We start from the raw sequence: 24,973 nt of genomic DNA, 5'->3' as shown, positions 1-24,973 counted from the left end.
CTCGACCGCGATTCGATTCGCGTGCAGGAGGACGGTTCCATGCTGATGGCTTTCGTCGGACGCCTCACCCAGCGTTGGCGGGATCTCATCGCCGAGATCATGGATCCCTACCGTCCCGAACTGCACTACATGCGCGGCCCGGGCCCGCGCTGGCGCGAGCGCCACCCGGAGCGGTGAGGCGGCGTCTGCCGGCTTGCGCCGCGGCATCGACCGGGCTCATCTCGCGGTCTGGTCCTCGACCGGAGCAAGCCGCATGACAGCCGCGCAGGACGCCGCAGCCCAGAAGTTCGACGCCTCCCGCGCCGGGGAGTACGAGCGGCAGAGCCGCATCGCGCTCGCCGGCTACGAGGCCTGCCACGAGCTCGCCGCCTGCATGCTGGCCGCCGCCCTCGGATCGGGCCGCGAGGCGCGGCTGCTGGTGGCCGGCGCCGGGGGCGGCGCGACTGAGATCGTCAATGCGGCCGCCCTCGAGCCGGGCTGGCGCTTCACCGCGGTCGATCCGTCGGTGCCGATGCTGGCGCTGGCGGTCGCCCGCCTGGAGAAGAGGGGGCTGACCGAGCGCACGGAGGTCGTGCGCGGCACCGTTGCCGACCTGCCGGAGGGCGAGGCCTTCGATGCCGCGACCCTGATCGGCGTCCTCCACCACCTGCCCGGCGACGACGCCAAGCGGGCGATCCTCGGCGACATCGCCCGGCGCCTGGTACCGGGCGCGCCGCTGATCCTCGCCGGCAATTACCGGGCTTACGCGAGCCAGCCCCTGCTCCTCGCCGCCTGGGGCGAGCGCTGGCGCCAGCAGGGCGCCGGGCCCGACGAGGTCGAGGCGAAGCGCGCCAGGATTCTCCAGGGGGCGGACCCGCCGCCTTCGGAGCAGGCGGTGGCCGACCTGCTGCGCGAGAGCGGCTTCGAACCGCCGCTGCGATTCTTCTCCAGCCTGTTCTGGGGCGCCTGGATCGCCCGCAAGGGTTCGGGCGCGGCCTGAGCACCGCGCCCGATCCTGCTCTCAGCCTACGAGGCCGGCACCGCCTCGGTCAGCGTGGCCGAGCGGTCGGAGATCCGGCTCGCGACCACGAGCCCGATCAGCGCCGAGGCCGCGATGATGAGCGCCGGCGCCGGCGTCCAGCCGGTGGCGCCGATGAGCGCGTTGGCGGCGAGCGGCCCGAGGCCGCTGAGCAGCGTGAAGCCGATATTGAGCGAGAGCGCGACGCCGCTGAACCGCACCCGAGTCGGGTAGAGACCGGCGAGCAGGAACGCGAAGCTGCCGTTGGCGCCGCACACCGCCACGGTGAGGAGCGGCAGCACCACGAACAGGTTGGCGTCGCCTCGCGCCAGCACCTGGTAGGCCGGGATCACCCCGATCAGGCCGATCAGGGCTGAGGCTTGCATCAGCCGGCGCGGCGGCACCTTGTCGGCGAAGAACGAGGCGAAGAGCAGCGAGGCCGACATGGCGAAGAGCGCGATGTTCATCGCCAGCGCCACGGTCTTGGGCGGGTACTTGAGCACCTGGATCAGGTAGGCCGGCATGTGGGCGAACAGGATGCCGTTGAAGCCCGCCGTCAGCGCCACGATGCCGATGCCCAGCAGCACCGAGCGGCGATGATCGCGCAGCACCTCGCCGATCGGCCGGCGCGAGGCGCGATGCTGGAGGCGCAGGAATTCGGGCGTCTCCTCCAGCGAGCGCCGCAGCACGAAGCTGATCAGCCCGACCACGCCGCCGAACAGGAAGGCGATGCGCCAGCCGTATTCCGCCATCATGGCGGGCGGCAGCCAGGATTGCAGGGCGAGGTTGACCATCGCGGCGAGCAGCACGCCGCCATTGACCAGGCAGAAGACGATGCCGCAGGCGAGCCCCGGCCGGCGCGAGGCGGTCTCGACCACGAAGGTGATCGCGCCGGGGAGTTCTCCGCCGATGCACAGGCCCTGCACGAAGCGTAAAGCCACGAGGAGCAGCGTCGCCCACACGCCCCAGGAGGCGTAGGACGGCACGAGACCCATGCCGAGCGTGCAGGCCGACATGGTGAAGACGGTCACCACGAACACGGTCTTGCGGCCGTAGCGGTCGCCGAAATGGCTCAAGACCAGGCCGCCGAGGGGCCGGGCGAGGTAGCCGACCGCGAACACGGCGAGCGACAGGGTCAGGGCCGCGACGGGATCGCTCGCCGGGAAGAACGCGGCGGCGATGTCCTTGGCGAAGATTCCGTAGACGATGAAGTCATAATACTCGAGCCCGCCGCCCAGGCTCGCGAGCAGCGTCATCTTCCATTGGCGGCGGGTGAGATCGCTCCCGCTGCTCACGTCAGGTGTCATCGTGGTGTCCTCCGGGGCGTTCTTGTCCTTGTGCCCCGGAGCGCCCCTTACTGCGGTTCCGCCCGCCTCGCCATATCGCGCCGGCTACATCACCGCGCCGATCTGCCAGGGCACGAACTCGGCATCGCCGTAGCCGAACCCTTCCGACTTGGTGCGCTCGCCGGACGCCACCCGCAGGACCGTCTCGAAGATCTCGCGGCCCTTCTCCTCGATCGAGGTGCCGTCGAGCACGTCGCCGCAATCGATGTCCATGTCGTCCTGCATCCGCCGGTACATCTCGCTGTTCGTCGCGAGCTTGATCGACGGGGTCGGCTTGCACCCGTAGGCGGAGCCGCGCCCGGTGGTGAAGCACAAGACGTTGGCCCCGCCCGCGACCTGGCCGGTGGCGGCCACCGGGTCGAAGCCGGGCGTGTCCATGTAGACGAAGCCCTTCGCGGTCACCGGCTCGGCGTAGCGGTAGACGCCCTCGAGCCTCATGCTGCCGCCCTTGGCGGTGGCCCCGAGCGACTTCTCCAGGATGGTGGTCAGCCCGCCGGCCTTGTTGCCGGGGGAGGGGTTGTTGTTCATCTCCCCGCCGTTGCGGGCGGTGTAGGCCTCCCACCAGTGGATCATCTCGACGAGCTTGTGGCCGATCTCGGGCGTCGCGGCCCGTGCCGTCAGCAGGTGCTCGGCGCCGTAGATCTCCGGGGTCTCGGACAGGATCGCGGTGCCGCCCTCGGCCACCAGCCGGTCGACCGCCGCGCCGAGCGCCGGGTTGGCGGTGATGCCCGAATACCCGTCCGAGCCGCCGCATTGCAGCGCCAGCATCAGCTCGGAGGCCGGCACGGTCTCGCGCCTCGCCTTCGCGACGGCGGGCAGCATCTCGCGGAGCGCCGCGACGCCGGCCTCGATGGTGCGGCGGGTGCCGCCGGAATCCTGGATGGTGAAGCTGCGGAAGGTCTCGCTCTCCTCGATGCCGTAAGCGCGCTTCCAGCGGTCGATCTGCAGGCCCTCGCAGCCGAGGCCCACCATGATGACGCCGCCCATGTTCGGGTTGGCGGCGTAGCCCCAGAGCGTGCGCTTGAGGATGTCGGCGCCCTCGCCCTGGATGTCGTAGCCGCAGCCGGTGCCGTGGGTGAGCGGGATGATGCCGTCGATGCCCGGAAACTCGTCGAGGAGGCCGGAGCGGCGCGCCTCTTCCGCGATGAAGCGCGCGACCGTGGCCGAGCAGTTCACCGAGGTCAGCACGCCGACGTAGTTGCGGGTGCCGACCCGGCCGTCGGCCCGGCGGTAGCCCTCGAAGGTGGCGCGCTGGGCTTCCGGCACCATCGCGACGGGGCGCGCCTCCTCGCAGAAGCGGTAGTCGCGCGCGAAATCACCCTTGTCCTCGCCGAGGCCCACATTGTGCTCGTGCACCCACTCGCCCGGATCGATGGCGCGGCTGGCGAATCCGATGATCTGGCCGAACTTGCGGATCGGCGCCCCTGAAGGGATCGCCACGACCGCGAACTTGTGGCCCCGCGGCACGCGAGCCGAGGCGGTCACGCCCTCGACGGTGGCCCCGGGCACGATCGGGTCCACCACCACCACGACGTTGTCCTCGGGGCTGAGGCGCACGATGCGGGGGTTGGTGGGGTGGAGCGGCGTGGGGGTGGACATGGGTCGGGACCTTTGGAGAATTTCTTTGAACCATACGGCCGCTTGAGGCGGTCCGGAATGCCGTCGATCGCGGTACAGCCGGTTGCGCGAGTTCGGGGACGACGGCTGAGCGCATGAACCCTCCCCCCTCTGCGGGGAGGGTGCCCCACGGCGAGTGCGAAGCACTCGCGCTGGGGCGGGAGAGGGGCAGCGCGACGCTGATCCAGGTGGCGCCCGTCACCACGGTCGCGATCGCTCCGGAAGCGGCGTCACCTCTCCCGGCCTGCTCCGCAGGCCACCCTCCCCCGCAGAGGGGGAAGGGTTCATGCTCTCGGCCGTCGCTGCCGCGCCTCCGACCTCATCCTCAATGCGCCAACGCCTCCGCCTTCGCCCGCCCGCCGAGATACGCCGCCCGGATATCGTCGTTGGCCCAGAGCGCCTGCGGCTCGCCGCTGAGCACCAGCTGGCCGGTCTCCAGCACGTAGCCGCGGTCGGCGACCGAGAGGCCCATGCGGGCGTTCTGCTCGACGAGAAGCACGGTGGTGCCGCGTCGGCGCACCTCGGCGATGATCGAAAACACCGCCTGGACGATCACCGGGGCCAAGCCCAGCGACGGCTCGTCGAGGAGCAGGATGCGGGGTTTCGCCATCAGCCCGCGGGCGAGCGCCACCATCTGGAGCTGGCCGCCCGAGAGCGTCCAGCCGAGCGCGTCGCCGAAGCGGCGGATGTCGGGGAAGAGCTCGAACATCCCCTCCGCCTCGTCGCGGATCTGGCGCGAGGTCATCCCCTTCCGGTTCGAGGCGCCGAGCATGATGTTCTCGCGCACCGTGAGGCCCGGGAAGACCCGGCGCCCCTCCGGCACGTGCGCCACGCCGCGGCGCACGATCTCCTCGGGTTTGAGGCCTAAGAGCGATTGCCCCTCGAACAGCACCTCGCCGCCGGCCGGCTTCACCAGGCCCGAGATGGTCTTCAGCGTCGTCGACTTGCCGGCGCCGTTGGAGCCGAGCAGGGTCACGACCTCGCCGGCCTCGACCGAGAACGAGATGCCGCGCACGGCCTCGATCTCGCCGTAGCGTACGGTCAGGTCGCGGATTTCCAGGAGTGCCATCCGTGTCTCCTGCTCGTCACGCCGTCGCGAGGTCGGTCGCGAGGCCGACATTCGGCCCCTCGGTACTCTCCTGGCCGAGATAGGCCTCGATCACCGCCGGCTCGCGCAGAACCGTGGCCGTCACCCCGTCGGCGATGCGCCGGCCGAAGTTCAGCACGGTGATGTGGCTCGCCACATCGCTCACCAGGGTCATGTCGTGGTCGATGATGAGGATGGTCAGGCCCTTGGCCGCCATCCGGCGCAGGAGCACGGTGAGCGCGTTCTTCTCGGTCGAGTTGAGGCCCGCCGCCGGCTCGTCGAGGAGGAGCAGCACCGGGTTGCCGGCCAGCGCCCGGGCGATCTCGACCAGGCGCTGGTGGCCGTAGGAAAAGGACGAGATCGGCTCGTCTGCCCGGGCTTCCAGCCCGACGAAGGCGAGGGCGGCGCGGGCGCGAGCCTCCAGCGAGGCTTGGGTCTGCGCCACGATGCCGTTGCCCGGCCGCTCGGCGCCGATCACCACGTTCTCGAGCGCGCTCATCGAGCGGAACAGGCGGATGTTCTGGAACGTCCGCCCGAGCCCCGAGCCTGCGCGCTGGTACGGCGCGAAGCGGGTGATGTCCTGGCCGTTGAGGCGCACCCGCCCGCCGGTCGGGGTGTAGAGGCCCGACAGCACGTTGAGCGTCGTGGTCTTGCCCGATCCGTTCGGGCCGATCAGCGCGTGGATGCCGCCGCGGGCGACCGTGAAGCTCACCTCGTCCACGGCCTTCAGGCCGCCGAAATGCTTCGACAGGCCCTCGACCTCCAGCACCGGCGCGGCGGAGGCCGCGCTTTGCGTCAGCGTGAGGTCCTGCGCCCGGGGGGCGGCGGGCTTCTTCGGCCGCAGGCGCTTCACCTGGTCGCCGAGGAAGCCCCAGATGCCTTCCGGCATGAACACCACGATCAGGATCACCGCGAGGCCGTAGATCGCGAGGTACAGGCCCGGGATCTCCTTCAGGAAGCGCAGCCATTCGGGGATCAGGATCAGGAGCCCGGTGCCGATCACCGCGCCGACCGGCGAGCCGACGCCGCCCAAGAGCGCCATGGTGAGGAACACCACCGACTCGGCGAAGGAGAACTGGTCCGGGCTGATATAGGTGAAGCTGCCGGCAAACAGCCCGCCGCCCAGGCCCGCGAGCAGCGCCCCGATGGCGAAGGCCGCCACCTTGGTGCGGTAGATGTCGATGCCGGTGACGCCCGCCGCCAGCTCGTTGTCGCGCACCGCCCGCATGGCGCGGCCGAGCCGGGTCTTCGGCATCCGCCAGACCGCGTAGGCCACCGCGGCGAGCACGACGACGCAGAGGGCCAGATAGCTCTGGCCGTCGGTGAACAGCCCGGGGCGCTTGATGTTCGGCACGCCGTCCGGCCCGTGGGTGACCGGGATCCAGTTGATCATGATGAGCGTCAGGATCTGCTGGAACGAGATCGTCACCATGGCGAGGTAGTGGCCGCCGAGCCGCAGCGTCGAGGCGCCGAGGACCGCGCCGAGGATCAGCGCCAGCACGAGGCCGATCGGCAGGCAGAGCCAGAAGCTGATCCCGAGATCGACCGTGCCGAGGCCGACCGCGTAGGCGCCGATGCCGAAGAACGCGGCCTGCGCCAGGTTGATCTGCCCGCACAGCCCCAGCACGACCGTGAGCCCGATGACCGCGATGGCGTAGGTCGCGGCCTGCATCAGGATGTTGAGCACGTAGCCGCTGAACGGCGTCGTAGCGGCGAGGAACACCGCGACCGCGACGAGGGCGACGTAGGCGAGGGTGCCGACGGGGAAGCGGCGAGCGGGAGAGACGGACACCGGGTCCGCCGCGACGGGGCGAGGGGAGCCGGTCATGCTTTCTCCGCGATGCGTTCGCCGAAGATGCCCTGCGGGCGGAAGGCCAGGAAGGCGACGAGGACGATGAACGCGAAGGCGTCCTTGTAGGGCACCGAGACGTAGGCCGCCCCGAAGGTCTCGATGATGCCGAGAGCGAGCCCGCCGATGATCGCACCGGTCACGTCGCCGAAGCCGCCGATGATGGTGGCGGCGAAGGCTTTCAGCGCGATCGTGGCGCCCATCTGGATCGACACGAACAGGACCGGCGCCACCAGGATGCCGGCGATGCCGCCGAGAACCGCGCTGTAGACGAAGGTCAGCATGATCATCCCGGCGACCGGGATGCCGAGAAGGGCCGCCATCTCCTTGTCCTGCGAGGTCGCCTGGAGCTTCTTGCCGATCAGGGTGTGCTCGAAGAACCAGTACTGGAACGCCACCAGCACCGCGGTGACGGCGATGATGAGCAGGTACTGGGTGTCGAGGAAGACCGGGCCGACCAGAAAGCCTTGCGTCTCGAAGACCGGCGGCAGCACCTGCGGCTGCGGCCCGTAGAGGGCGAGCGTGGTGTTGGCGAGGAAGATCGAGGCGCCGATCGTCGAGATGATCACCGGCAGGTAGGTGCGGTGGCGCAGCGGATAGTAGACGCCGAGGTTGAACAGGGCCCCCAGCGCCGCCATGCCGCCTATGGCGAGCAGGAACGACAGCCAGTACGGCCATTGCAGGTCGACGGCGAAGACCACCATCAGGAAGGCCGCCACCATCGAGAACTCGCCCTGGGCGAAGTTCACCACGTTGGTGGCGCGGAAGATCAGCACGAAGCCGAGCGCGACGAGCGCGTAGACGGCGCCGATGCCGACGCCTGTGAACAGAAGCTGGAGGATGAGGTCCATGCGGGCCCGCCCCGGAACGGATGAGAAGGTCGTGCCGCCGAACGAGCGGACGAAACGGCGTCGGGACGGCGCGTCGCCGTCCCGCTCGGGCTTTCCGAAGCTCAGGCCTTGTAGAAGTCGATGCGCTTGTCGAAGACGATGTTGCCCTTGTCGTTGCGCACCACGTTGTAGCCGTGCAGGCCGTCGCCGTTCTGGTCGAAGTTGTAGGTGCCCTCCGCCCCCTCGTGGCCGCGCACCGCGAGCAGCGCCTCGCGGATCGCCTTCGGGTCGGTCTTGCCGGCGGCGTTGATGGCTTTCGCCAGCACCGTCACGGCGTCGAAGGTCCAGGACGACTGGTTGTCGGGGGCGAGCTTCATCACCGCCCGGTAGGCCTTGCCGAAATTGCGCGCCGCGTCGCTCGATTCCTCGGCGTAGTCGGCCACGCCGTAGGTGTTGTAGAGCGAGGGACCGGCGAGCTTGAGCGCCGTGACGTTGACGATCGAGGCCGAGCCGACCCACGGCGCCTGCACGCCGAGCTGGCGCAATTGCCGGGCGAAGATGCCGAGATCGTTCTCGAAGGTGAAGTACGAGCCGATCACGTCGGCGCCGGACTGGCGGATCGCCAGCACCACCGGGGTGAAGTCCTGGCTCTGGTTCGAGTAGCCCTGGTCGAGCGCCACCGTCGCCCCCGACTTAGCCAGGGCCTCGGTCAGCGCCTTGGCGCCGCTGGTGCCGAAGGCGTCGGTCGAGTGGATGATCGCCCACTTCTTCTTGTTGAGGCTCGTCACGCCGTACTCGGCGATCACGCGGGCCGAGAAGCTGTCGTTCGGGCGGAAGCGGAACAGCCAGGGATTGCCGAGCTGGGTCAGGACCGGGTCGGTGCCGCCGAAGGCCACGGGCTTTCCGGTCTTGAGGATGTCCGGCGCCATGGCGTGGTTCTGGGTCGAGCGGATCGAGCCGAGGAACGCCACGAGGTCGGGCTGCGAGGCGAGCTTCGAGAAGGCCAGCACCGCGCCCGGATTGGTGGTCTGGTCGTCCTCGGTGACGAGCTCCATCGGCTTGCCGAGCACGCCGCCGGCCTTGTTGACCGCCTCCAGGGCGATCTTGGCGCCGTTGAGGGCGAAGCGCCCGGCATCGGCGCCGGGTCCGGTCACCGGCAGCACCATGCCGATGCGGATCGTGCCGCCCGCCTGAGCGCCGGCGGACCGGATGATCGAGGGCGCCACGAGGCCGGTGGCCGCGACCGTGGCCGCACTCTTCAGGAAAACGCGGCGCGTCGTCCTCATCGGCATGTTCCTCCCGAGACGTGACCGGTGCTTCGAGGCCCGGCCTTGGTCCGGATGAGACACCGGCAGCGCTGCCATGTCCATCCCCGATGGTCGCCGGCACGGATTAAAAATGCCCTGGCAGATCTGCGCCGGACACTCTCGACCGCGGGGGCTGGCGCGGCCATTCTCCCGCGCGCCGGAACGCGGCCGCCTCTGTCGCCGCCAGAAACCAAGAAACCGGGAGGAGTTTTCATGCAGATCCCAGCCAGCGGCCTGACCGCCTACGTGCGGGACATCTTCACGCGCGAGGGCTGCTCGGAGGCGGAAGCCGAGCGGATCGGCCGCTACCTCGTCGCCGCCAACCTGACCGGTCACGACAGCCACGGCGTGATCCGGGTGCCGCGCTACGTCTCGTGGCTGCGCGAGGGCGAGGTCGAGGCCGACAAGACCCCCGAGGTGGTGACCGATGGTCCGGCCTTCGCGCTGATCGACGCCCATTACGGCTTCGGCCAGACCGCCGGGCCCTTCGCGACCGAGCTCGGCATCCGGAAAGCCCGGGAGAACGGTGTCGCCATCGTGGCGTTGCGGCACGCCGGCCATCTCGGCCGCATCGGCGAGTGGGCCGAGCAGGCGGCCGCCGCCGGCCTCGTCTCGGTGCACTTCGTCAACGTGGCGGGGAGCCTCCTCGTCGCGCCGTTCGGCTCGGTCGACCGGCGTTTCTCGACCGCGCCCTTCGCGGCGGGTTTTCCGGTCCAGGGCGCCGAGCCGGTGATCCTCGACTTCGCCACTTCCGCCGTGGCCGAGGGCAAGGTGCTGGTCGCCTCGCAAGGGGGCAAGCAACTGCCCGAGGGCGTGCTGATCGAGCCCGACGGGCGCCTGTCGAGCGACCCCGCGACGCTCTACGGCCTCCTCGACGGCCCGGAGCGCGACAATCTCAAGGGCGCCGGCGCGATCCGGGCCTTCGGCGAGCACAAGGGCTCGGGGCTGGCGCTGCTATGCGAATTGCTCGCCGGCGCGCTCACGGGATCCGGCACCGCCGGGCCGGGGCCGCGGCGGTTCTGCAACGGGATGCTGTCGCTCTACATGACGCCGGAGGCCTTCGGCTCCGAGGACGCGATGGTGCGCGAGACCCGCGCCTATCTCGACTTCTTCAAGGGCGCGCGGCCGGTGCCGGGGGGCGAGGTGCTGCTGCCGGGCGAGCCGGAGCGGCGGACCCGGGCGCAGCGCCTGGCGGAGGGCCTGCCGCTGCCGGATCCGGTCTGGGAGACGCTGCTGGCGGCGGGACGGCCGCACGGGCTGGATGGGGATGCGTATCGAGGGTGAGCTGACGGTGCGCTTCCACGGAAGCCAGCCCGCAACGTTCCCGCAAGTACACCTTGCGGCAGGTGCGCTGTAAGCTTACCTTGCCGCTTGGATTTCGATTGGCACGACGAGAAGAACGAGAAGGTGCGCGTGGAGCGCGGCTTCGGCTTCGAGGATGCCGTCGGAATCTTCCTCGGCCGGACTGTCGAGTGGCAGGACCTGCGCCAAGCCTACGGCGAGCCTCGCATGATCGCGGTCGGCGAGGTCGGGGGCAGGTTCTACACCGTCGTCTACACGGATCGGGGGCCGGTGCGCTGGATCATCACCGCCTGGCCGTCGAACAGGAAGGAGCGCGCACGATGGCGAAATTCAGTCTGAGCCAGGCGCTTCTGCATCGCCCCCGGGTGGACGAAGCCAAGCTGGATGCAACGACCGAAGAGGATATCAGGGCCTATCAGGAGGAGGACGGGTTCGACCCCGAACTCGAGCCGAAGGCCGTGCGGGTCGTGCCGGGTCCGCGCGACGTACGGGTCCGCCTCGGCCTGACGCAGAAAGAGTTCGCGGAGGCGTTGCACATCCCTCTAGCGACGGTGCGCAACTGGGAGCAGGGCCGTACCGTGCCGGACGCGCCGGCCCGCGCCCTGCTGACCGTCGTGGCGCGAGAGCCGGAGGCGGCCTTCGCGGCGCTCGGCGCGGGCTTCAGTCCCGATGATGGCGACGAGGCCGACGGCTCACCGCCACCCCGGTAGGCGTCACTGCTCGTCACGCTCCTCCGGCAGGTCGCATGCAGATCGGACAGCATGTCCGCCGGCATGCCGTCGATGATGTCGAGGAGGACGGACAGAGTGTCCATGCGCTCGTGCGGAATGGTCTCGTCGGTCGACTGGATGATGCCGGCCTCTACACGATCGGGTGCGGATCCCGACAGAGGGCGGACCCGCTGGCTGCCGCCAGGCTTGACCGCATCGCGAGCCGTTCCGCCGCCCCCAGCCGCACTTCGGTCTCGCGCGTCCGACCGGGGCAACATTGCCTCATCGACCAGAAAACCACGAGACACCGCGCCGGGCTTCCGTACAATCGCCCCGTCCGGCGCGAAGACCGGACGGGAGGAGACGAGTGATGAACCGACGTGACGTCCTCGCGGGCGCCGCCGCGCTCACCGCGACCACGGTCGCTGCGCGGGCCGACCGGCTGCCCCTCGGCGACCTGCCGGGCACCCGCTATCCCGACCCGCGGGTCGAGGCGCTGGACAAGCGCTTCCGCTACAAGGTCGGCAATGCTGCCATCGAGCGCATCGCCACGGGTTTCCGCTGGGCCGAGGGCCCGGTCTACTTCCGCGACGGCGGCTACCTGTTGTGGAGCGACATCCCGAACAACCGGATCATGCGCTGGCTCGAGAACGGCCATGTCAGCGTCTACCGGGCGAACGCGAACTACTCGAACGGCAACACCCGCGACCGCCAGGGCCGGCTCATCACCTGCGAGCACGACACACGGCGCGTCACCCGCACCGAGCCCGACGGCAAGATCACGGTGCTGATCGACAAGTTCGACGGCAAGCCGCTCAACGCGCCGAACGACGTGGTGGTGGCCGCCGACAACGCGGTCTGGTTCACCGATCCGGGCTACGGCATCGACGGCAACTACGAGGGCCACAAGGACAAGGCCGAACTCCCGACCCGAGTCTACCGCCTCGATCCGGCGACCGGGCAGGCCAAGGTGGCGGCGGAAGGGATCGACCGGCCGAACGGGCTGGCCTTCTCGCCCGACGAGAAGATCCTCTACGTGGTCGATTCCGGCGCCACCCATGGCGGGCGGGCGAACATCCGCGCCTTTACCGTCGAGGGCGACCGGCTCACCGGCGACCGGGTCTTCGCCGAAGGCTTCGCGCCGGGCTTCACCGACGGGGTGCGCACCGACGTCGAGGGCAACGTCTGGTGCTCGATGGGCTGGGCCGACCCGAAGGAGGACGGGGTGCGCTGCTACACGCCGTCGGGCGACCTGATCGGCAAGATCCATCTGCCGGAGACCTGCGCCAATCTCTGCTTCGGCGGACCGAAGAAGAACCGGCTGTTCATGGCGGCGAGCACGTCGATCTACGCCGTGTATGTCGATACGCAGGGGGCGATGGTGCCGTGAGAAGATTACGGCATACCGGTCGCCGCGCATGAACCCTCTCCCCTCTGCGGGGAGGGTGGCCCGGCCGTGAGGCCGGGTCGGGAGAGGGGCAGCGCGACGATGGTCCAGGTGGCGCCAGTCAGAACGGTTCAGCCCTGTCCGGAACCGTGGTTCCCCTCTCCCGCCCCACTCCGTGTGGCACCCTCCCCCGCAGAGGGGGGAGGGTTGGGCGTCAGCCCGCTCCAAGCGTCGATCGAGTGAACGACTAGAAGTTCACCCGGTCGCCGCCCTTCAGCGCCAGGATCTCGCGCGCGTCGTCCGGGGTCGCGACGTCCAGCCCCAGCCCCTCGATGATCTGGCGTACCTTCGTGACCTGCTGGGCATTGGACTCGGCGATCTGGCCGGCCCCGATCCACAGCGAATCCTCGAGCCCGACCCGGACGTTGCCGCCGAGCGCGATCGCCTGGGCGGCGATGGTCATCTGGTTGCGGCCCGCGCCCAGCACCGACCAGCGGTAATCGTCGCCGAACAGCCGGTCGGCGGTGCGCTTCATGTGCTGGACGTCCTCCGGGTGCTGGCCGATGCCGCCGAGGATCCCGAACACGCTCTGGACGAAGAACGGCGGCTTGATCACGCCGCGGTCGGCGAAGTGGGCCAGCGTGTAGAGGTGGCCGATGTCGTAGCACTCGACCTCGAACCGGGTGCCGTTCTCGGCGCAGGTGGTGAGGATGTACTCGATATCGGCGAACGTGTTCTTGAATATCCGATCGCGCGAGCCCTCAAGATAGGGCTGCTCCCAGTCATGCTGGAAGGTCTTGAACCGCGACAGCATCGGGTAGAGGCCGAAATTCATCGACCCCATGTTGAGCGAGGCGACCTCAGGCTTGAAGTGGGCGGCCGGGCCGAGGCGCTCGTCGATGCCCATGGTCGGGGCGCCGCCGGTGGTGAGGTTCACCACGCAGTTCGAGCGCTGCTTGATGACCTTCAGGAACGGCTCGAAGGCTTGCGGCGACTGGTCGGGCTTGCCGGTCTTCGGGTCGCGGGCGTGCAGGTGGACGATCGCCGCGCCGGCCTCCGCCGCGCCGATCGCGGCCTCGGCGATCTGGTCCGGCGTCACCGGCAGGTGCGGCGACATCGAGGGGGTGTGGATCGCGCCGGTGACAGCGCAGGTGATGACGACTTTTCTCTTGGCCATTGGGCTCCTCCTCAAGATTGGGCGCGCTTGTGCGCCATGAGTGCGGCGAGCCGCGCGTCGCGGCGGCGGCTGCGCTCCGCCGGCGGGGCGGGATCGGGCCCGCCGTCCCAGGCGGCGGCGATGCGGGCGGCGTTCTCCGGCGACCACACCGAGGCGGGGGCCGGATCGGCGGCGAGCCGGCCGTAGAAGCCGCCGTAGCGCGCGGCGTAGTCGGCGAGGCCCCCGGGCGCGTTGAGGTCGATCGTGGCGAAGGGCCCGAGGAAGGACCAGCGCAGGCCTAAGCCCTCGGCGACGGTCCTGTCGAGGTCGGCCGGGCTCACCACGCCCTCGGCGACGAGGCGGAACGCCTCCGAGAGCAGAGCCCCTTGCAGCCGGTTGAGCACGAAGCCCTCGACCTCGCGATGCACCGTCACCGGCGCCTGGCCGGCGGCCTCGTACAGGGCGCGGGCGCGCTCCACCACCGCCGGATCGGTCCAGGGCGCGCCACAGAGTTCGACCACCGGCACGAGGTGGGGCGGGTTGACCGGGTGGCCGACGAGGCAGCGGGCCCGGCCCGCGAGGCCTTCGGTGAACAGCGACGCGACGATGGCCGAGGTCGAGGAGGCAAGGATCGTGGAGGGGTCGCAGAGGGAATCGAGCTCGGCAAACAGCGCGCGCTTGGCCTCCAGCGTCTCCGGCCCGTTCTCCTGCACGAGGTCGGCGCCGGCCACCGCCTCGGCGAGGGTCGGGCAGGTCCGGATCCGGCCGAGCGCCGCCGGCATGTCGGCGACGAGGCCGTGGGTCTCAAGCTGGCGCAACGCCGCCTCGATGTGACCGGGCGAGGCGTCGAGCGCCGCCGGGTGAAGGTCGGTGAGGCGGACGTCGAACCCGGACCGGGCGAAGACCACGGCCCAGGACCGGCCGATCAGCCCGGCCCCGACGACGGCGATGGTTGGCATCGGCGACGAATCTCCCTCGTGGCGGATCATAGACGAAGAACTCACAGCCACAGCACCTGACGGCGCAAGCCGAGATCGTCGCGCAGGGCCTGCGAGGGGCCGGTATGCATCACCCGGCCGCGCTCCAGGGCCACCGTGCGGTCGGAGAGGGCGAGGGCGAGGTCGAGGTTGTGGTCGACGATGACGATCGAGACCTCGCGGCGCAAGGAATCGAAGGTCTCGAACAGGCTCTCGACCACCGCCGGCGCCAGCCCCTCGAACGGCTCGTCGAGGAGCAGCACCCGCACGTCGCCGGAGAGCGCACGGGCCACTGCCACCATCTGCTGCTCGCCGCCCGACAGGTAGTCGGCCGGGGTGCGCCAGCGCTCGCGCAGGCGCGGGAAGTAGGACAGCACCCGCTCCTCGTCCCAGTGCACGCCGTTGCCGGTGCGCCGCTTGAGCCGGCCGAGCTCCAGGTTCTCGGCGACGCTCATGCCGGCAAACAGGCCGCGCCCCTGCGGCACGTAGCCGATGCCGGCCCGGGCGATCGCCGCCGCCGAGCGGCCGTCGAGACTGTCGGTCCCGAGCCGGATGTGGCCGGCGGCGTGGGGGCTGAGCCCCGTGATGGTCTTGAGGCAGGTCGACTTGCCGGCGCCGTTGCGGCCGAGCAGCGCCACGATCTCGTGGGCGCGGACGTCGAAGGTCACGCCCGCGAGGATGTGGCTCTTGCCGTAGAAGGTGTCGACGCCCTCCAGCGCCAGCAGCACCTGCGGCTCGGCAGCGCTCGGGCGGGCCCGCGCCGCCATCGCGGCGGTGCCCGATCCTATATAGACCTCCTGCACTTTGGGGCTTGTGCGGGCATCCTCCACGGTGCCGTCGACCAGCACCGTGCCCTCGTTCATCACCGTGACGGCGTCGGCGATCTGGAACACCCGGTCGATGTCGTGCTCGACCATCAGGACCGGCACCTCGGTCGAGATCCGCTTGATGATGTCGCCGATGCGGGTGCGCTCGGCGGCGGCCAAGCCCGCCAGCGGCTCGTCGAGGAGCAGGACCCGGGGCTTGGTGGCGAGCGCCACCCCCATGTCGAGGAGGCGCTGGCCGCCGTAGGAGAGCGAACCGGCCTCGGCCCGCTCCAGCCCGGCGAGGCCGAGCCAGCGCAGGATCTCGGCGGTCTCGGCCGCCGCCTCACGGTCGCTGCTCGCATCGCGCCAGGGGTTGAACCGGCCGGGGCGGCGCCCCTGCACGGCGAGCCGGATGTTGTCCTCGACGGTGAGGGCCGGGAACAGGTTGGTGATCTGGAACGAGCGCCCGATGCCGGCCTCGCAGATCCGCTCCGGCGCGAAGCCGGCGATGGAGCGCTCGGCGAGGGTCACGGTGCCGGCATCCGGCCGGTACATCCCGGAGATCAGGTTGAAGGCGGTGGTCTTGCCGGCGCCGTTCGGGCCGATCAGCGCGTGCAGCGTCCGGTCGCGGACCGCGATCGTGACGCCGTCGACCGCTTTCAGGCCCCCGAAGCGCTTGGCGATGCCGCGCGCGGCCAGGATCACCCCGTCGACCACGCCGTCCGGCCGCAGGAAGGTGGGAAGGTTCTCAGGCACGCCCGCCCGGCGGCCGGCCATGGCGGCGTCCTCGGTGGCGGGCGGGCGCACCATGCGCCACACGCGCCGGCCGATGCCGACGAGCCCGTCGGGCGAGAACAGGATGAAGCCGACGAACAGGAGGCCGAACCAGAACAGCCAGTTGGCAGTCCAGATCGACAGCATCTCGCGAAACAGGATGAAGAACAGGGCGCCGATGACCGGTCCGGCGAGGCCGCGCATCCCGCCGATCACCACCATGGCGAGCAACTCGCCCGAGAAGGCGGTGCCCAGGGGCTCGGCCGAGGCGAAGCGGTGGGTGAAGACGCTCAAAGCGCCGGCGAGCCCCGTCACGGTGGCCGAGACCGCGAAGGCGAGGAGCTTGTAGCGGTTGGTCGGGTAGCCGAGGAAGCGCGCCCGCTGCTCGTTCTCGCGGATCGCCTCCAGCACCGTGCCGACCGGCGAGCGCCGGAAGCGCGCGAGCCCCCAGGTGACCGCAAAGCCGGTGAGGGCCACGAGCCCGTACCAGGTCCAGGCCGAATCGAGGTCGAGCCCGAGGAACCGCGTCCGCTCGACGCCGCCATAGCCGCTCTCGCCGCCGGTGAGCGCCGTCCAGCGGAAGGCGACCGTGAAGGAGAGCGCCGACAGCGCCAGCGTCAGGAGCGAGAAGTAGACGCCGCGCCGGCGCAGGATCAGCAGCCCGAGGAGCACCGACGCGGCGGCCACGACGGCGAGGGCGAACAGGAGCGGCGGCAGCAGGGTGCCGGGAAACAGCTGGCGCTGCCCGATCGCCGCCGCGTAGGCGCCGAGCCCGAAGAAGGCGCCGTGGCCGAAGGAGACGAGCCCGGTCTGCCCGACCAGGATGTTGAGCCCGAGGCAGGCCACCGCGAACACCACGACGTCGGTGGCCGAGGTGAGGGTGAGGCCGAGGGCTTGCAGGCCGAACGGCAGGGCCGCGAGGGCGAGCGCGAGGAGCGGCAGGGTGAGGCGGTCGCTGCGGTCGGTCATGGCCGTCACTCGAACCGCAGGATGCGCTCGCCGAGGAGGCCGCGCGGCCGCACCAGCAGGATGACCGCCATCAGGGCGTAGATCGCCGCCTCGGCGAAGCCCGGATAGACCAGCACCATCAGGCCGCGCACCACCCCGACGATGAGGGCGGCGAGCACCACGCCCCAGAACGAGCCGAGGCCCCCGATCACCACCACCACGAAGGCGCCGGTGAGGACTTCGGCGCCCATCGCCGGATGCACGCCGGAGATCGGCGCCAGCATCACGCCGGCGAGCGCCGCGAGGCCGACGCTCACGCCCACCACCGTCGCCATGTAGGGTTTGAGCGAGATGCCGAGCGCGGCGACCATGTCGGGGTTCTGGACCCCGGCCCGGACCACCCGCCCGAACGTCGTGCGCTGGAGCAGGAACCAGATTCCGGCCACCGCCACGACCACCGCCGCCAGGATGGTGAGCCGGTAGCGCGACAACACGAAGTCGCCGACGAAGATCTGGCCGCGCAAGCCTTGCGGGATCGCGTAGGGCAGGGGCGGTGCGCCGAACACCATCCGCAGGGCCTGCTCGGCCACCATGGCGAGGCCGAAGGTGAGGAGCAGCGAGAGGATCGGGTCGGCGCGGTAGAACCGACGGAACAGAAAGCGCTCGATCACGAGGCCGAGCACCGCGACGAGGACGGGGGCGGCCACGAGCGAGCCGCCGAAACCGAGGTAAGGGGAGAGCACGATCGTCAGGTAGGCGCCGATCGCGTAGAACGCGCCGTGGGCCAGGTTGACGATGCCGCCCAAGCTGAAGATCAGCGACAGGCCGAGCGCGATCAGCAGGTAGATCGCGCCGAGGAAGAGGCCGTTGACGACTTGCTCGACGGCGAGGGTGAGGAGGAGCACGACCGCTTCCTTCAGGATTTTGCGAATATCGATCACGCCCGACAAGTAAAGCGCGGGATCCCTCTCCCGTGTGGGAGAGGGGTAGGGGCGATCGAAGATCGCGCAGGGTGACACGTTTCAGTGTAAGGCTGTGACCGTCGTGCTGGTAGCTCAACGCTGAGTGCTTCACACTGAAGCGTAGCACCCTCACCCCCGGCCCCTCTCCCAGACGGGAGAGGGGAGATGCGTTTCATCTTGCCTGCGTCAGTGAGTCGGTAATGGCTACCCCTCCATCCGGCACGCCGCCTCCTCCGCCGTCGGCGCCAGCACCTCCATGTCCTCGTTCGGACCCGGAATCGCCGGGGTCGAGGTGAAGAGGTCCCACTTGTCCTTGATCGTGTCGGCGGGGAGCGCCGTGATCGCGTACATCTCGCTGATGAGCTGGTGGTCGCGGGCGCGGAAATAGCCGGGCCGCGGCTTCTGCACGTCGAACTTGGCGCCGCTCTCCAGATAGGAGACGAGCTTCGGCCCCTCGGTCGATTGGGTATCGGCCATCGCCTTGGCGACGATCTTGACCGCGTTGTAGTCGCCCCAGGCCTGGTTCTCCGGCAGCTTGCCGTACTTCTTGGTGAAGGCGGCGACGAAGGCCTTGGAGGAGGGCGTGTCGACCTTGTGGTGCCACAGGCAGGGCCAGGTGCCGGCGAAGTTGCCGGGCCCGGCACCCCAGGCGAGGGCGGTGTCGAAGCCGAAGCCGGCGACCGGGAAGGGCAGGCCGTACTCGGCGTATTGCTTGAGGAAGTTGGTGATCTGGTTGCCGGCGAGGTTCGAGATCACGAGGTCCGGCTTCGCCTGCCGGATCTTGATGAGGTAGGCCGAGAAGTCGGTGGCGTCGGTCGGCACCAGCTCGTCGGCCGCGAAGCTGCCGCCCTGGCCCTGCATGAACACCTTGGCGACCCGCAACAGATCGTGGCCGAAGGCGTAGTCGGCGGTGAGCGAGTACCAGCGCTTGCCCTTGACAAGACCGCCCTCGGTCAGCGAGCGGCCGACCGCCTTGACGTACATCGAGTTCGCGCCCTCGACGTGGAACATGTAGCGCTTGCAATCCTGCCCGCGCAGGGCGTCCGAGTTGGCGCCGGTATTGAGGAATATCGTTTTGCCACGCTGCGCCACCTGGCCGATGGCGAGCGCGGAAGCCGACGAGATCTCGCCGACGATCGCCGCGACCTTGTCGCGCTCGACGTAGCGCTCGGCCTTGCTCGACGCGGTCTGCGGATTGACCGAATCCTCGGTGAGGAGCTCGACCTTGCGGCCGGCGATGCCGCCGGCGGCGTTGATCTCCTCCGCGGCGAGCTGGGCCGCCATCACGGCGTACTCGCCGAGCGGCCCGAGGAAGCCCGTGCGCGGCGTGAGATGGCCGATGCGGATGGCTTGCGTGCCTTGCGCCCGCACGAGGCCTGGCATGGCGAGCGCGGTGCCTGCCGCGAGGCCGCCCTGCACGAGAAGGCGGCGCGTGGGGGTGGAGCCCTGCGTCATGGTGCGTGTCCTGCCCGGGATCGCATCACGGTCGTTCGGGTTGCCGTGATCTGTGATCACACTTAGGCTGGCATCAAACGGCGCGCCTGTCGAGACGGGGAAAACCGTCCGCTCGCCGCCGCGTGGGGAACGCACGGGGAGGTCCGCTTGGAAAGGCGGGACTTGCATGGAGGGGAGGCGCGCGAGCGCCCCGGCCCGGACGGCGTCGCGTCGCCGGCGCGGATCACCCTCGGGACGCAGGTCTATGATGCACTGCGCGACCTGCTGATCGCCGGCGCGCTGGCGCCCGGGGAGCGGCTGTCCCTGCGCACGGTGGCGGAGCGGCTGGGCACCTCGATGATGCCGGCCCGCGAGGCGGTGTCGCGGCTCGTCGCCGACGAGGCGCTGGAGGTGCTGCCGAACCGCGCGGTCCGGGTGCCGGTGATCACGCTGCGAAAGTTCCGCGAGCTGACCCGGGTGCGCATCGCCGTCGAGGGCTTCGCGGCGGCAGAGGCGGCGCGGGTCGTCACGCCCCGCGACCTCGCGGCGATCGCCGAGCACGACGCGGCGTTCCGGTGCGAGGTGCGGTCGGCGACGCCCGACCTAGAACGGGCGATGCGGGCCAACCGCGACCTGCATTTCGCGGTCTACGGGGCCGCCGGCCTGCCCCCGCTCGTCGCGATCATCGAGGGCCTGTGGCTGCGCATCGGCCCGGTGCTCAACCTCGACATGCGCTCCTCGCCCCGCCGCCTCGCCGAGGGCGGAGCCGAGGGGCACCACGCGGTCCTCCTGGCGGCGCTCGCCGCCGGCGACCCGGAAGCGGCCCGCGCGGCGCTCGATGCCGACATCGCCGGCAGCGCCAGCTTCATCGAGACCACCGGGCGCCTCGCGCCCTAGCCAAGACGGAGGAACACCATGGACATGGGTTTGAGCGGCCTGAAGGTGCTGGTCACCGCGGGCGCCGCCGGCATCGGGCTCGAGGTGGCGCAGGCCTTCGTGGAGGAGGGCGCGCGGGTCCATGTCTGCGACGTCGACCGCGAGGCGCTGGCGGCCCTGCCCGCCGGCATCACTGGCACCTACGCCGACGTCGCCTCGCGCGAGGACGTCGCCCGGCTTTTCGCCGAGGCCGAGACAGCCCTCGGCGGGCTCGACTGCCTCGTCAACAACGCCGGCATCGCCGGGCCGACGGGGCGGGTGGAGGAGATCAACCCGGAGGACTGGGACCGCACCCTCGACATCTGCATCACCGGGCAGTTCAACTGCGTGCGCCTGGCGGTGCCGTCCTTGCGCAAGAGCGCCAACCCGTCGATCGTGAACCTGTCCTCGGTGGCGGGCCGCTTCGGCTTCCCGCTCCGCACGCCCTACGCGGCGGCGAAATGGGCGGTGATCGGCTTCACCAAGTCGCTGTCGCGCGAACTCGGGGCCGACGGCGTCCGGGTCAACGCGGTGCTGCCGGGCATCGTCGCCGGAGACCGCCAGCGCCGGGTCCTGGAGGCGAAGGCGCAGCAGCGCGGGATCAGCTTTTCCGAGATGGAGCAGGCGGCCTTCGCGGCGGCCTCGATCAAGGACTACGTCACCGCGCGCCAGATCGCCGACCAGATCCTCTTCCTGGCGTCGGTGCGCGGCAAGACCATCTCGGGCCAGGCGCTGGCGGTGGATGGCGACTTGCAGATGCTGACGTGAAGGGAGAAGCTCGACTCCCGCGACAGTCCTTCCAACCTCGGCGTCTTCCCGGGGCCGCGAAGCGGAACCCGGGATCCATCACCGCCGGCGGTTCAGGATGAAGCGGAAACGCTATCGGTTTTGACGGTTATCCTCGGCGGTCACGAATCCCGGGTTCTCGCCGAGGCTCGCCCCGGGGTGACCCGGAGCGCGGGGTGCCGTCGGTCTCGTCCCGCGAGCCGGGATCACGCGGCCGTTACGGCAGCCACCGCGCCAGGAACCCGCCCACCGCCACGGCGAACACCGCCCACGGCCCGACCACCAGCCAGATCGGATGCGGCCCCGCCACGTCCCTCGTCTTCACGTCTTCCAGGATCATCGCCGCCCCCGCCGATTCGTCGCGTGAGGCGAGAGAGCCCGGCGATTATGGTTGGACCGGGGAAGCTTGACCGGTGGGGCTTGCGTCAGGCTGGCCTGTCCCCGGGCCGGGGTGCCGAAACCGGGCGCGGGCGCGCCGCGTCGAGGGCGTAGAGCGCGAGTCCCGCCCAGATCAGCCCGAAGACCAGCGCCCGGGAGGGCGGCAGCGATTCGCCGTAGACGAGCACGCTGAGCAGCAGCAGGCACGACGGCGAGAGGTATTGCAGCAAGCCCAGGGTCGAGAGCTTCAGGCGCGAGGCCGCGGCCGCAAACCACATCAGCGGCAGGGCGGTGGTGACGCCGGTGAGCATCAGCAGCAGCCATTGCGCGGTGTCCTGGCCGGGGGGCGCCGGCGCGAGACTGAGATAGGCGAGGGCGAGCGGCAGGAGCGCGAAGGTCTCGGCGCCGAGCCCCAGGATCGGGTCGATCGGCACCAGCTTGCGGATCAGGCCGTAGATCGCGAAGCTGATGGCGAGCGCCAGCGCGATCCACGGCAGGGTGCCGGCCGCCACCACCGCGGCGACCACGCCGGTGCCGGCGAGCGCCACCGCGGCGAGCTGGAGCGGGCGCAAGGTCTCGCGCAGCACCAGGGCGCCGAGGGTCACGTTGACGAGCGGGTTGATGAAGTAGCCGAGGCTCGCATCCAGCATCCGCCCGTTCTGCACCGCCCACAGGTAGAGCGACCAGTTGCCGGCGATGAGGAGGGCGGAGAGCAGCAGGAAGCCGTGGCGACGCTGGAGCGCGAACCGGGGCGCCCGGCGCATCAGGCGCAGGGCGCCGAGCAGCAGCGCGATGAACAGGCTCGACCAGACGATGCGGTGGGCGAGGATGCCCCAGGCCGGCACCCCGTCGAGCAGGCGGAAATGGACCGGGACGACGAGACCCCAGCTCAGGAAGGCGCCGAGCGCGTAGATCAGACCCACGGATGTTTCCCCCTGGCGTCTGGCGCGCCCCCGACGGCTTGTGCCGCAGCCGGCCCGCCCCGGCTACGGTCCGGGGCGGGGAGCGGTCCCCCGCTCTGCGCAAGTCTTCCGGCGGGACTGTCGCCGGGTCAGGCGGCGAGGAAGCGTTCCAAGATGGGGAGCGTCGCGCCCGGATTCTCCTCGGCCAGGAAGTGGCCCGAGGGGACGATCTCGAAAGCCGTGTCGTCCGGTGCGAAGGTGCCGGTCCAGGCCTGGCGCACCGGATCGAGCCCGCCCCGGCCGACGAAGCGGTCGGCGACCAGCACGAGGACCGGGCCGGCGAGGCGGCGTCCTTCCGCGAGATCGGCCTCGTCGGCGGCCCGGTCGGGTCCGGCCCCGGCGCGGTAATCCTCGCAACTCGCGTGGATCCGCTCGGGCACGTTCCAGCTCTGGCGGTAGAGGTCGAGGGCGCCGGGGGAGAAGGCGTCGAGGGTGCCGTCACCGGTCCAGAGCCGGAGCAGGTCCTCGTAATAGGGAATCGGGGCCCGGCCGATCTCCTTCTCGGGCCCGGGGGCGGGTTGCGCCAGGAAGCGCCAATGCGGATACGCGTCGGGCTCGCGGTCCATCTTCTGCCACTGCGAGACCGTGGGCAGGATGTCGAGGAGGGCGAGACGGTCGATCCGGCCCGGCTCGTCGAGGGCGAGGCGGTAGCCGACCCGGGCGCCGCGGTCGTGGCCGACGAGGCCGAAGCGGACATGGCCCATCCGCTCCATCACGGCCACCACCTCGCGGCCCATCTGGCGCTTGGAATAGGCCTCGTGGCCCGGATCGCCCTTCGGCGCCGCCGACCAGCCGTAGCCCTTGAGGTCGAGGCAGACCACGCGGTGGTGGCGGGCGAGCGCCGGGGCGATCCGGTGCCAGCAGGCGTGGGTCTGGGGAAAGCCGTGCAGCAGTACCAGCGGCGGCGCATCCTCCGGACCGCCGGCCCGGGCGAAGAAGCGCCCGTCGGGCAGGTCGATCCAATGCGACGTGAAGCCGGGAAACAGATCGGCGGGCATCTTCGCTCCCCACGGTTTTGCCAGGTCCGTGCCAGCGCGCGGACCGTGGGTAACGCGGGAACCCGGCTCAGGTCTCGCGGGCGACCGCACGCCAGCCGATGTCGCGGCGGCAGAAGCCCTCCGGCCAGTCGATCCGGTCGAGGGCGGCGTAGGCCCGTCCTTGCGCCTCCCGCACGTCGCGGCCGAGCGCCGTGACGGCGAGCACCCGGCCGCCATCGGCCACCAGCCGCTCGCCGTCGCGCTTCGTGCCGGCCTGGAAGACGATGGCGCCGGCGCTCTCCGCCTCCGCCAGCCCGCGGATCTCCGAGCCCTTGGCGACGGTGCCGGGATAGCCGGGGGCGGCCATGATGACGGTCAGCGCGACCTCGTCGCGCCAGTCCGGCACGACGCCCGAGAGGTCGCCCTCGGCGGCCGCGACGAGCAGCGGCAGCAGGTCCGAGGCGAGGCGCGGCATCAGCACCTCGCATTCGGGATCGCCGAAGCGGGTGTTGTACTCGATCAGCATCGGGCCGTCGGCGGTCAGCATCAGCCCGGCATAGAGGATGCCGGAGAACGGCGTTCCCCGCGCGCGCATCCCGTCGAGGGTCGGGCGGATGATCCGCGCCATCACCTCGGCCTCGAGCTCGGGCGTGAGGACCGGGGCGGGGGAATAGGCGCCCATGCCGCCGGTATTCGGCCCCTTGTCGCCGTCATGGACGCGCTTGTGGTCCTGCGCGGTGCCGAGCAGCACGGCGCGGGTGCCGTCGCAGAGCGCGAACAGGCTCGCCTCCTCGCCGACCATGCACTCCTCGATCACCACCTCGGCCCCGGCGGCGCCCATCCCGCCGCCGAGCATGTTCTCCACGGCCGCTTCCGCCTGCTCCAGGGTCTCGGCCACCACCACGCCCTTGCCGGCGGCGAGGCCGTCCGCCTTGACGACGACCGGGACGCGGCCGGCGCGTAAGGCGGCCAGCGCCGGCTCGACAGCGCGGAAGCGCGCGAATGCGGCGGTCGGGATCGCGAAGTCCCGGCACAGTTCCTTGGTGAAGGCTTTCGAGCCTTCGAGCTGCGCCGCCGCGGCACTCGGCCCGAAGGCGCGGATGCCCGCCTGCGAGAGCGCATCGACCAGCCCGGCCACCAGCGGCGCCTCGGGGCCGACCACCACGAAATCGACGCCCTCGCGCCGGCAGGCGGCGATCACCGCGGCGTGGTCGGCCACGTCGAGGGAGAGGTTGGTGCCGTGGGCGGCGGTGCCCGGATTGCCCGGGGCGATCAGCAGGCGCCGGCAGAGCGGGCTCTGCGCCAGCTTCCAGGCCAGCGCGTGCTCGCGCCCGCCGGAGCCGATCAGCAGGAGGGTGAGGGGGTGCTGGTCGCGCATCGCCGGTTCCGGAAACCTCGTGTCTCGCGCGACGGTTTAGGGAAGGCGGGTCCCCGCGGCAACCGGGAGTGATGCGCGGGGGCAACGT

General features: G+C 70.7%; 23 protein-coding genes. 8 read left to right on the top strand and 15 right to left on the bottom strand.

The annotated features are described in order from the left end of the window. The first annotated feature begins 39 nt into the window (after positions 1-39). Both ACS5PV_RS12390 and ACS5PV_RS12385 read left to right on the top strand, forming a co-directional pair. Entirely contained in the window at positions 40-177 is a 138-nt protein-coding gene (locus ACS5PV_RS12390; RefSeq protein WP_455395628.1) for a hypothetical protein, read from the top strand. A 76-nt stretch (positions 178-253) separates the two neighbouring features. Beyond that, positions 254-979 (top strand): SAM-dependent methyltransferase, encoded by a 726-nt coding sequence (locus tag ACS5PV_RS12385; RefSeq protein ID WP_455395627.1) that lies wholly within the window; start codon positions 254-256, stop codon positions 977-979. 26 nt (positions 980-1,005) lie between these two features. On the opposite strand, the gene ACS5PV_RS12380 is transcribed toward ACS5PV_RS12385, so the two are convergent. The 6 genes from ACS5PV_RS12380 to ACS5PV_RS12355 all read right to left on the bottom strand — a co-directional run bounded on the left by ACS5PV_RS12380 (position 1,006) and on the right by ACS5PV_RS12355 (position 9,012). Continuing rightward, positions 1,006-2,304 carry an MFS transporter gene (locus tag ACS5PV_RS12380; RefSeq protein ID WP_455395626.1) on the bottom strand — a complete coding sequence of 433 codons (1,299 nt, stop codon included), beginning with the start codon at positions 2,302-2,304 and terminating at the stop codon, positions 1,006-1,008. 84 nt (positions 2,305-2,388) lie between these two features. Further along, entirely contained in the window at positions 2,389-3,942 is a 1,554-nt protein-coding gene (locus ACS5PV_RS12375) for a UxaA family hydrolase (protein ID WP_455395625.1), read from the bottom strand. A gap of 343 nt (positions 3,943-4,285) precedes the next feature. Continuing rightward, positions 4,286-5,029, bottom strand: coding sequence for an ABC transporter ATP-binding protein (locus ACS5PV_RS12370; RefSeq protein WP_455395624.1), 744 nt, complete (start codon positions 5,027-5,029; stop codon positions 4,286-4,288). A gap of 16 nt (positions 5,030-5,045) precedes the next feature. Then, positions 5,046-6,875, bottom strand: coding sequence for a branched-chain amino acid ABC transporter ATP-binding protein/permease (locus ACS5PV_RS12365; protein ID WP_455395623.1), 1,830 nt, complete (start codon positions 6,873-6,875; stop codon positions 5,046-5,048). Continuing rightward, complete coding sequence (locus ACS5PV_RS12360; protein WP_455395622.1) at positions 6,872-7,747, bottom strand: branched-chain amino acid ABC transporter permease; 876 nt, start codon at positions 7,745-7,747, stop codon at positions 6,872-6,874. The genes ACS5PV_RS12365 and ACS5PV_RS12360 overlap by 4 nt, the downstream gene beginning before the upstream one ends. 101 nt (positions 7,748-7,848) lie before the next feature. Beyond that, a complete protein-coding gene (locus ACS5PV_RS12355; RefSeq protein WP_455395621.1) occupies positions 7,849-9,012 on the bottom strand; it encodes an ABC transporter substrate-binding protein in 1,164 nt (387 codons plus the stop codon). A gap of 234 nt (positions 9,013-9,246) precedes the next feature. Here ACS5PV_RS12355 and ACS5PV_RS12350 point away from each other — a divergent pair, with 234 nt between their 5' ends. The 4 genes from ACS5PV_RS12350 to ACS5PV_RS12335 all read left to right on the top strand — a co-directional run bounded on the left by ACS5PV_RS12350 (position 9,247) and on the right by ACS5PV_RS12335 (position 12,435). Then, entirely contained in the window at positions 9,247-10,317 is a 1,071-nt protein-coding gene (locus ACS5PV_RS12350) for a malate/lactate/ureidoglycolate dehydrogenase (protein WP_455395620.1), read from the top strand. A gap of 87 nt (positions 10,318-10,404) precedes the next feature. Further along, the gene (locus tag ACS5PV_RS12345; protein ID WP_455395619.1) at positions 10,405-10,674 is read left to right on the top strand and encodes a BrnT family toxin; all 270 of its coding nucleotides are present in this window, start codon (positions 10,405-10,407) and stop codon (positions 10,672-10,674) included. Then, positions 10,656-11,045: a helix-turn-helix domain-containing protein gene (locus tag ACS5PV_RS12340; protein ID WP_455395618.1), complete on the top strand. Its 390-nt coding sequence runs from the start codon at positions 10,656-10,658 to the stop codon at positions 11,043-11,045. Before ACS5PV_RS12345 ends, ACS5PV_RS12340 begins: the two co-directional genes overlap by 19 nt. Positions 11,046-11,415: 370 nt before the next feature. Then, positions 11,416-12,435, top strand: coding sequence for an SMP-30/gluconolactonase/LRE family protein (locus ACS5PV_RS12335; protein WP_455395617.1), 1,020 nt, complete (start codon positions 11,416-11,418; stop codon positions 12,433-12,435). 244 nt (positions 12,436-12,679) lie between these two features. Here ACS5PV_RS12335 and ACS5PV_RS12330 read toward each other — a convergent pair whose 3' ends face one another. The 5 genes from ACS5PV_RS12330 to ACS5PV_RS12310 all read right to left on the bottom strand — a co-directional run bounded on the left by ACS5PV_RS12330 (position 12,680) and on the right by ACS5PV_RS12310 (position 19,510). Beyond that, positions 12,680-13,609, bottom strand: coding sequence for a 3-keto-5-aminohexanoate cleavage protein (locus ACS5PV_RS12330; RefSeq protein ID WP_455395616.1), 930 nt, complete (start codon positions 13,607-13,609; stop codon positions 12,680-12,682). Between the two features lie 11 nt (positions 13,610-13,620). Further along, positions 13,621-14,547, bottom strand: coding sequence for a 3-hydroxyacyl-CoA dehydrogenase (locus ACS5PV_RS12325; RefSeq protein ID WP_455395615.1), 927 nt, complete (start codon positions 14,545-14,547; stop codon positions 13,621-13,623). A gap of 41 nt (positions 14,548-14,588) precedes the next feature. Further along, positions 14,589-17,114 (bottom strand): branched-chain amino acid ABC transporter ATP-binding protein/permease, encoded by a 2,526-nt coding sequence (locus tag ACS5PV_RS12320; protein WP_455395614.1) that lies wholly within the window; start codon positions 17,112-17,114, stop codon positions 14,589-14,591. Between the two features lie 5 nt (positions 17,115-17,119). Next, a complete protein-coding gene (locus ACS5PV_RS12315; protein WP_455395613.1) occupies positions 17,120-17,998 on the bottom strand; it encodes a branched-chain amino acid ABC transporter permease in 879 nt (292 codons plus the stop codon). A 261-nt stretch (positions 17,999-18,259) separates the two neighbouring features. After that, positions 18,260-19,510 (bottom strand): ABC transporter substrate-binding protein, encoded by a 1,251-nt coding sequence (locus ACS5PV_RS12310; RefSeq protein ID WP_455395612.1) that lies wholly within the window; start codon positions 19,508-19,510, stop codon positions 18,260-18,262. Positions 19,511-19,672: 162 nt separating this feature from the next. Between ACS5PV_RS12310 and ACS5PV_RS12305 the strand changes: the two genes are divergently transcribed. Further along, positions 19,673-20,386, top strand: a complete 714-nt coding sequence (locus tag ACS5PV_RS12305; protein ID WP_455395611.1) for a GntR family transcriptional regulator — start codon at positions 19,673-19,675, stop codon at positions 20,384-20,386. An 18-nt stretch (positions 20,387-20,404) separates the two neighbouring features. Then, the gene (locus ACS5PV_RS12300) at positions 20,405-21,172 is read left to right on the top strand and encodes an SDR family oxidoreductase (RefSeq protein WP_455395610.1); all 768 of its coding nucleotides are present in this window, start codon (positions 20,405-20,407) and stop codon (positions 21,170-21,172) included. Positions 21,173-21,407: 235 nt separating this feature from the next. Here the strand turns inward: ACS5PV_RS12300 and ACS5PV_RS12295 are convergent, their stop codons facing one another. The 4 genes from ACS5PV_RS12295 to purD all read right to left on the bottom strand — a co-directional run bounded on the left by ACS5PV_RS12295 (position 21,408) and on the right by purD (position 24,885). Further along, on the bottom strand, positions 21,408-21,530 hold the full coding sequence (locus ACS5PV_RS12295) for a hypothetical protein (protein WP_455395609.1): 123 nt from the start codon (positions 21,528-21,530) through the stop codon (positions 21,408-21,410). Between the two features lie 85 nt (positions 21,531-21,615). Further along, positions 21,616-22,491 (bottom strand): EamA family transporter RarD, encoded by an 876-nt coding sequence (rarD, locus tag ACS5PV_RS12290; protein WP_455395608.1) that lies wholly within the window; start codon positions 22,489-22,491, stop codon positions 21,616-21,618. A gap of 128 nt (positions 22,492-22,619) precedes the next feature. Next, entirely contained in the window at positions 22,620-23,528 is a 909-nt protein-coding gene (locus ACS5PV_RS12285; protein ID WP_455395607.1) for an alpha/beta fold hydrolase, read from the bottom strand. A 67-nt stretch (positions 23,529-23,595) separates the two neighbouring features. Continuing rightward, a complete protein-coding gene (gene purD, locus ACS5PV_RS12280; protein WP_455395606.1) occupies positions 23,596-24,885 on the bottom strand; it encodes a phosphoribosylamine--glycine ligase in 1,290 nt (429 codons plus the stop codon). Between the last annotated feature and the right edge of the window lie 88 nt (positions 24,886-24,973).

The sequence above is a fragment of the Methylobacterium sp. Gmos1 genome (assembly GCF_053764715.1).
This window is presented reverse-complemented; position numbering and strand designations above follow the sequence as displayed.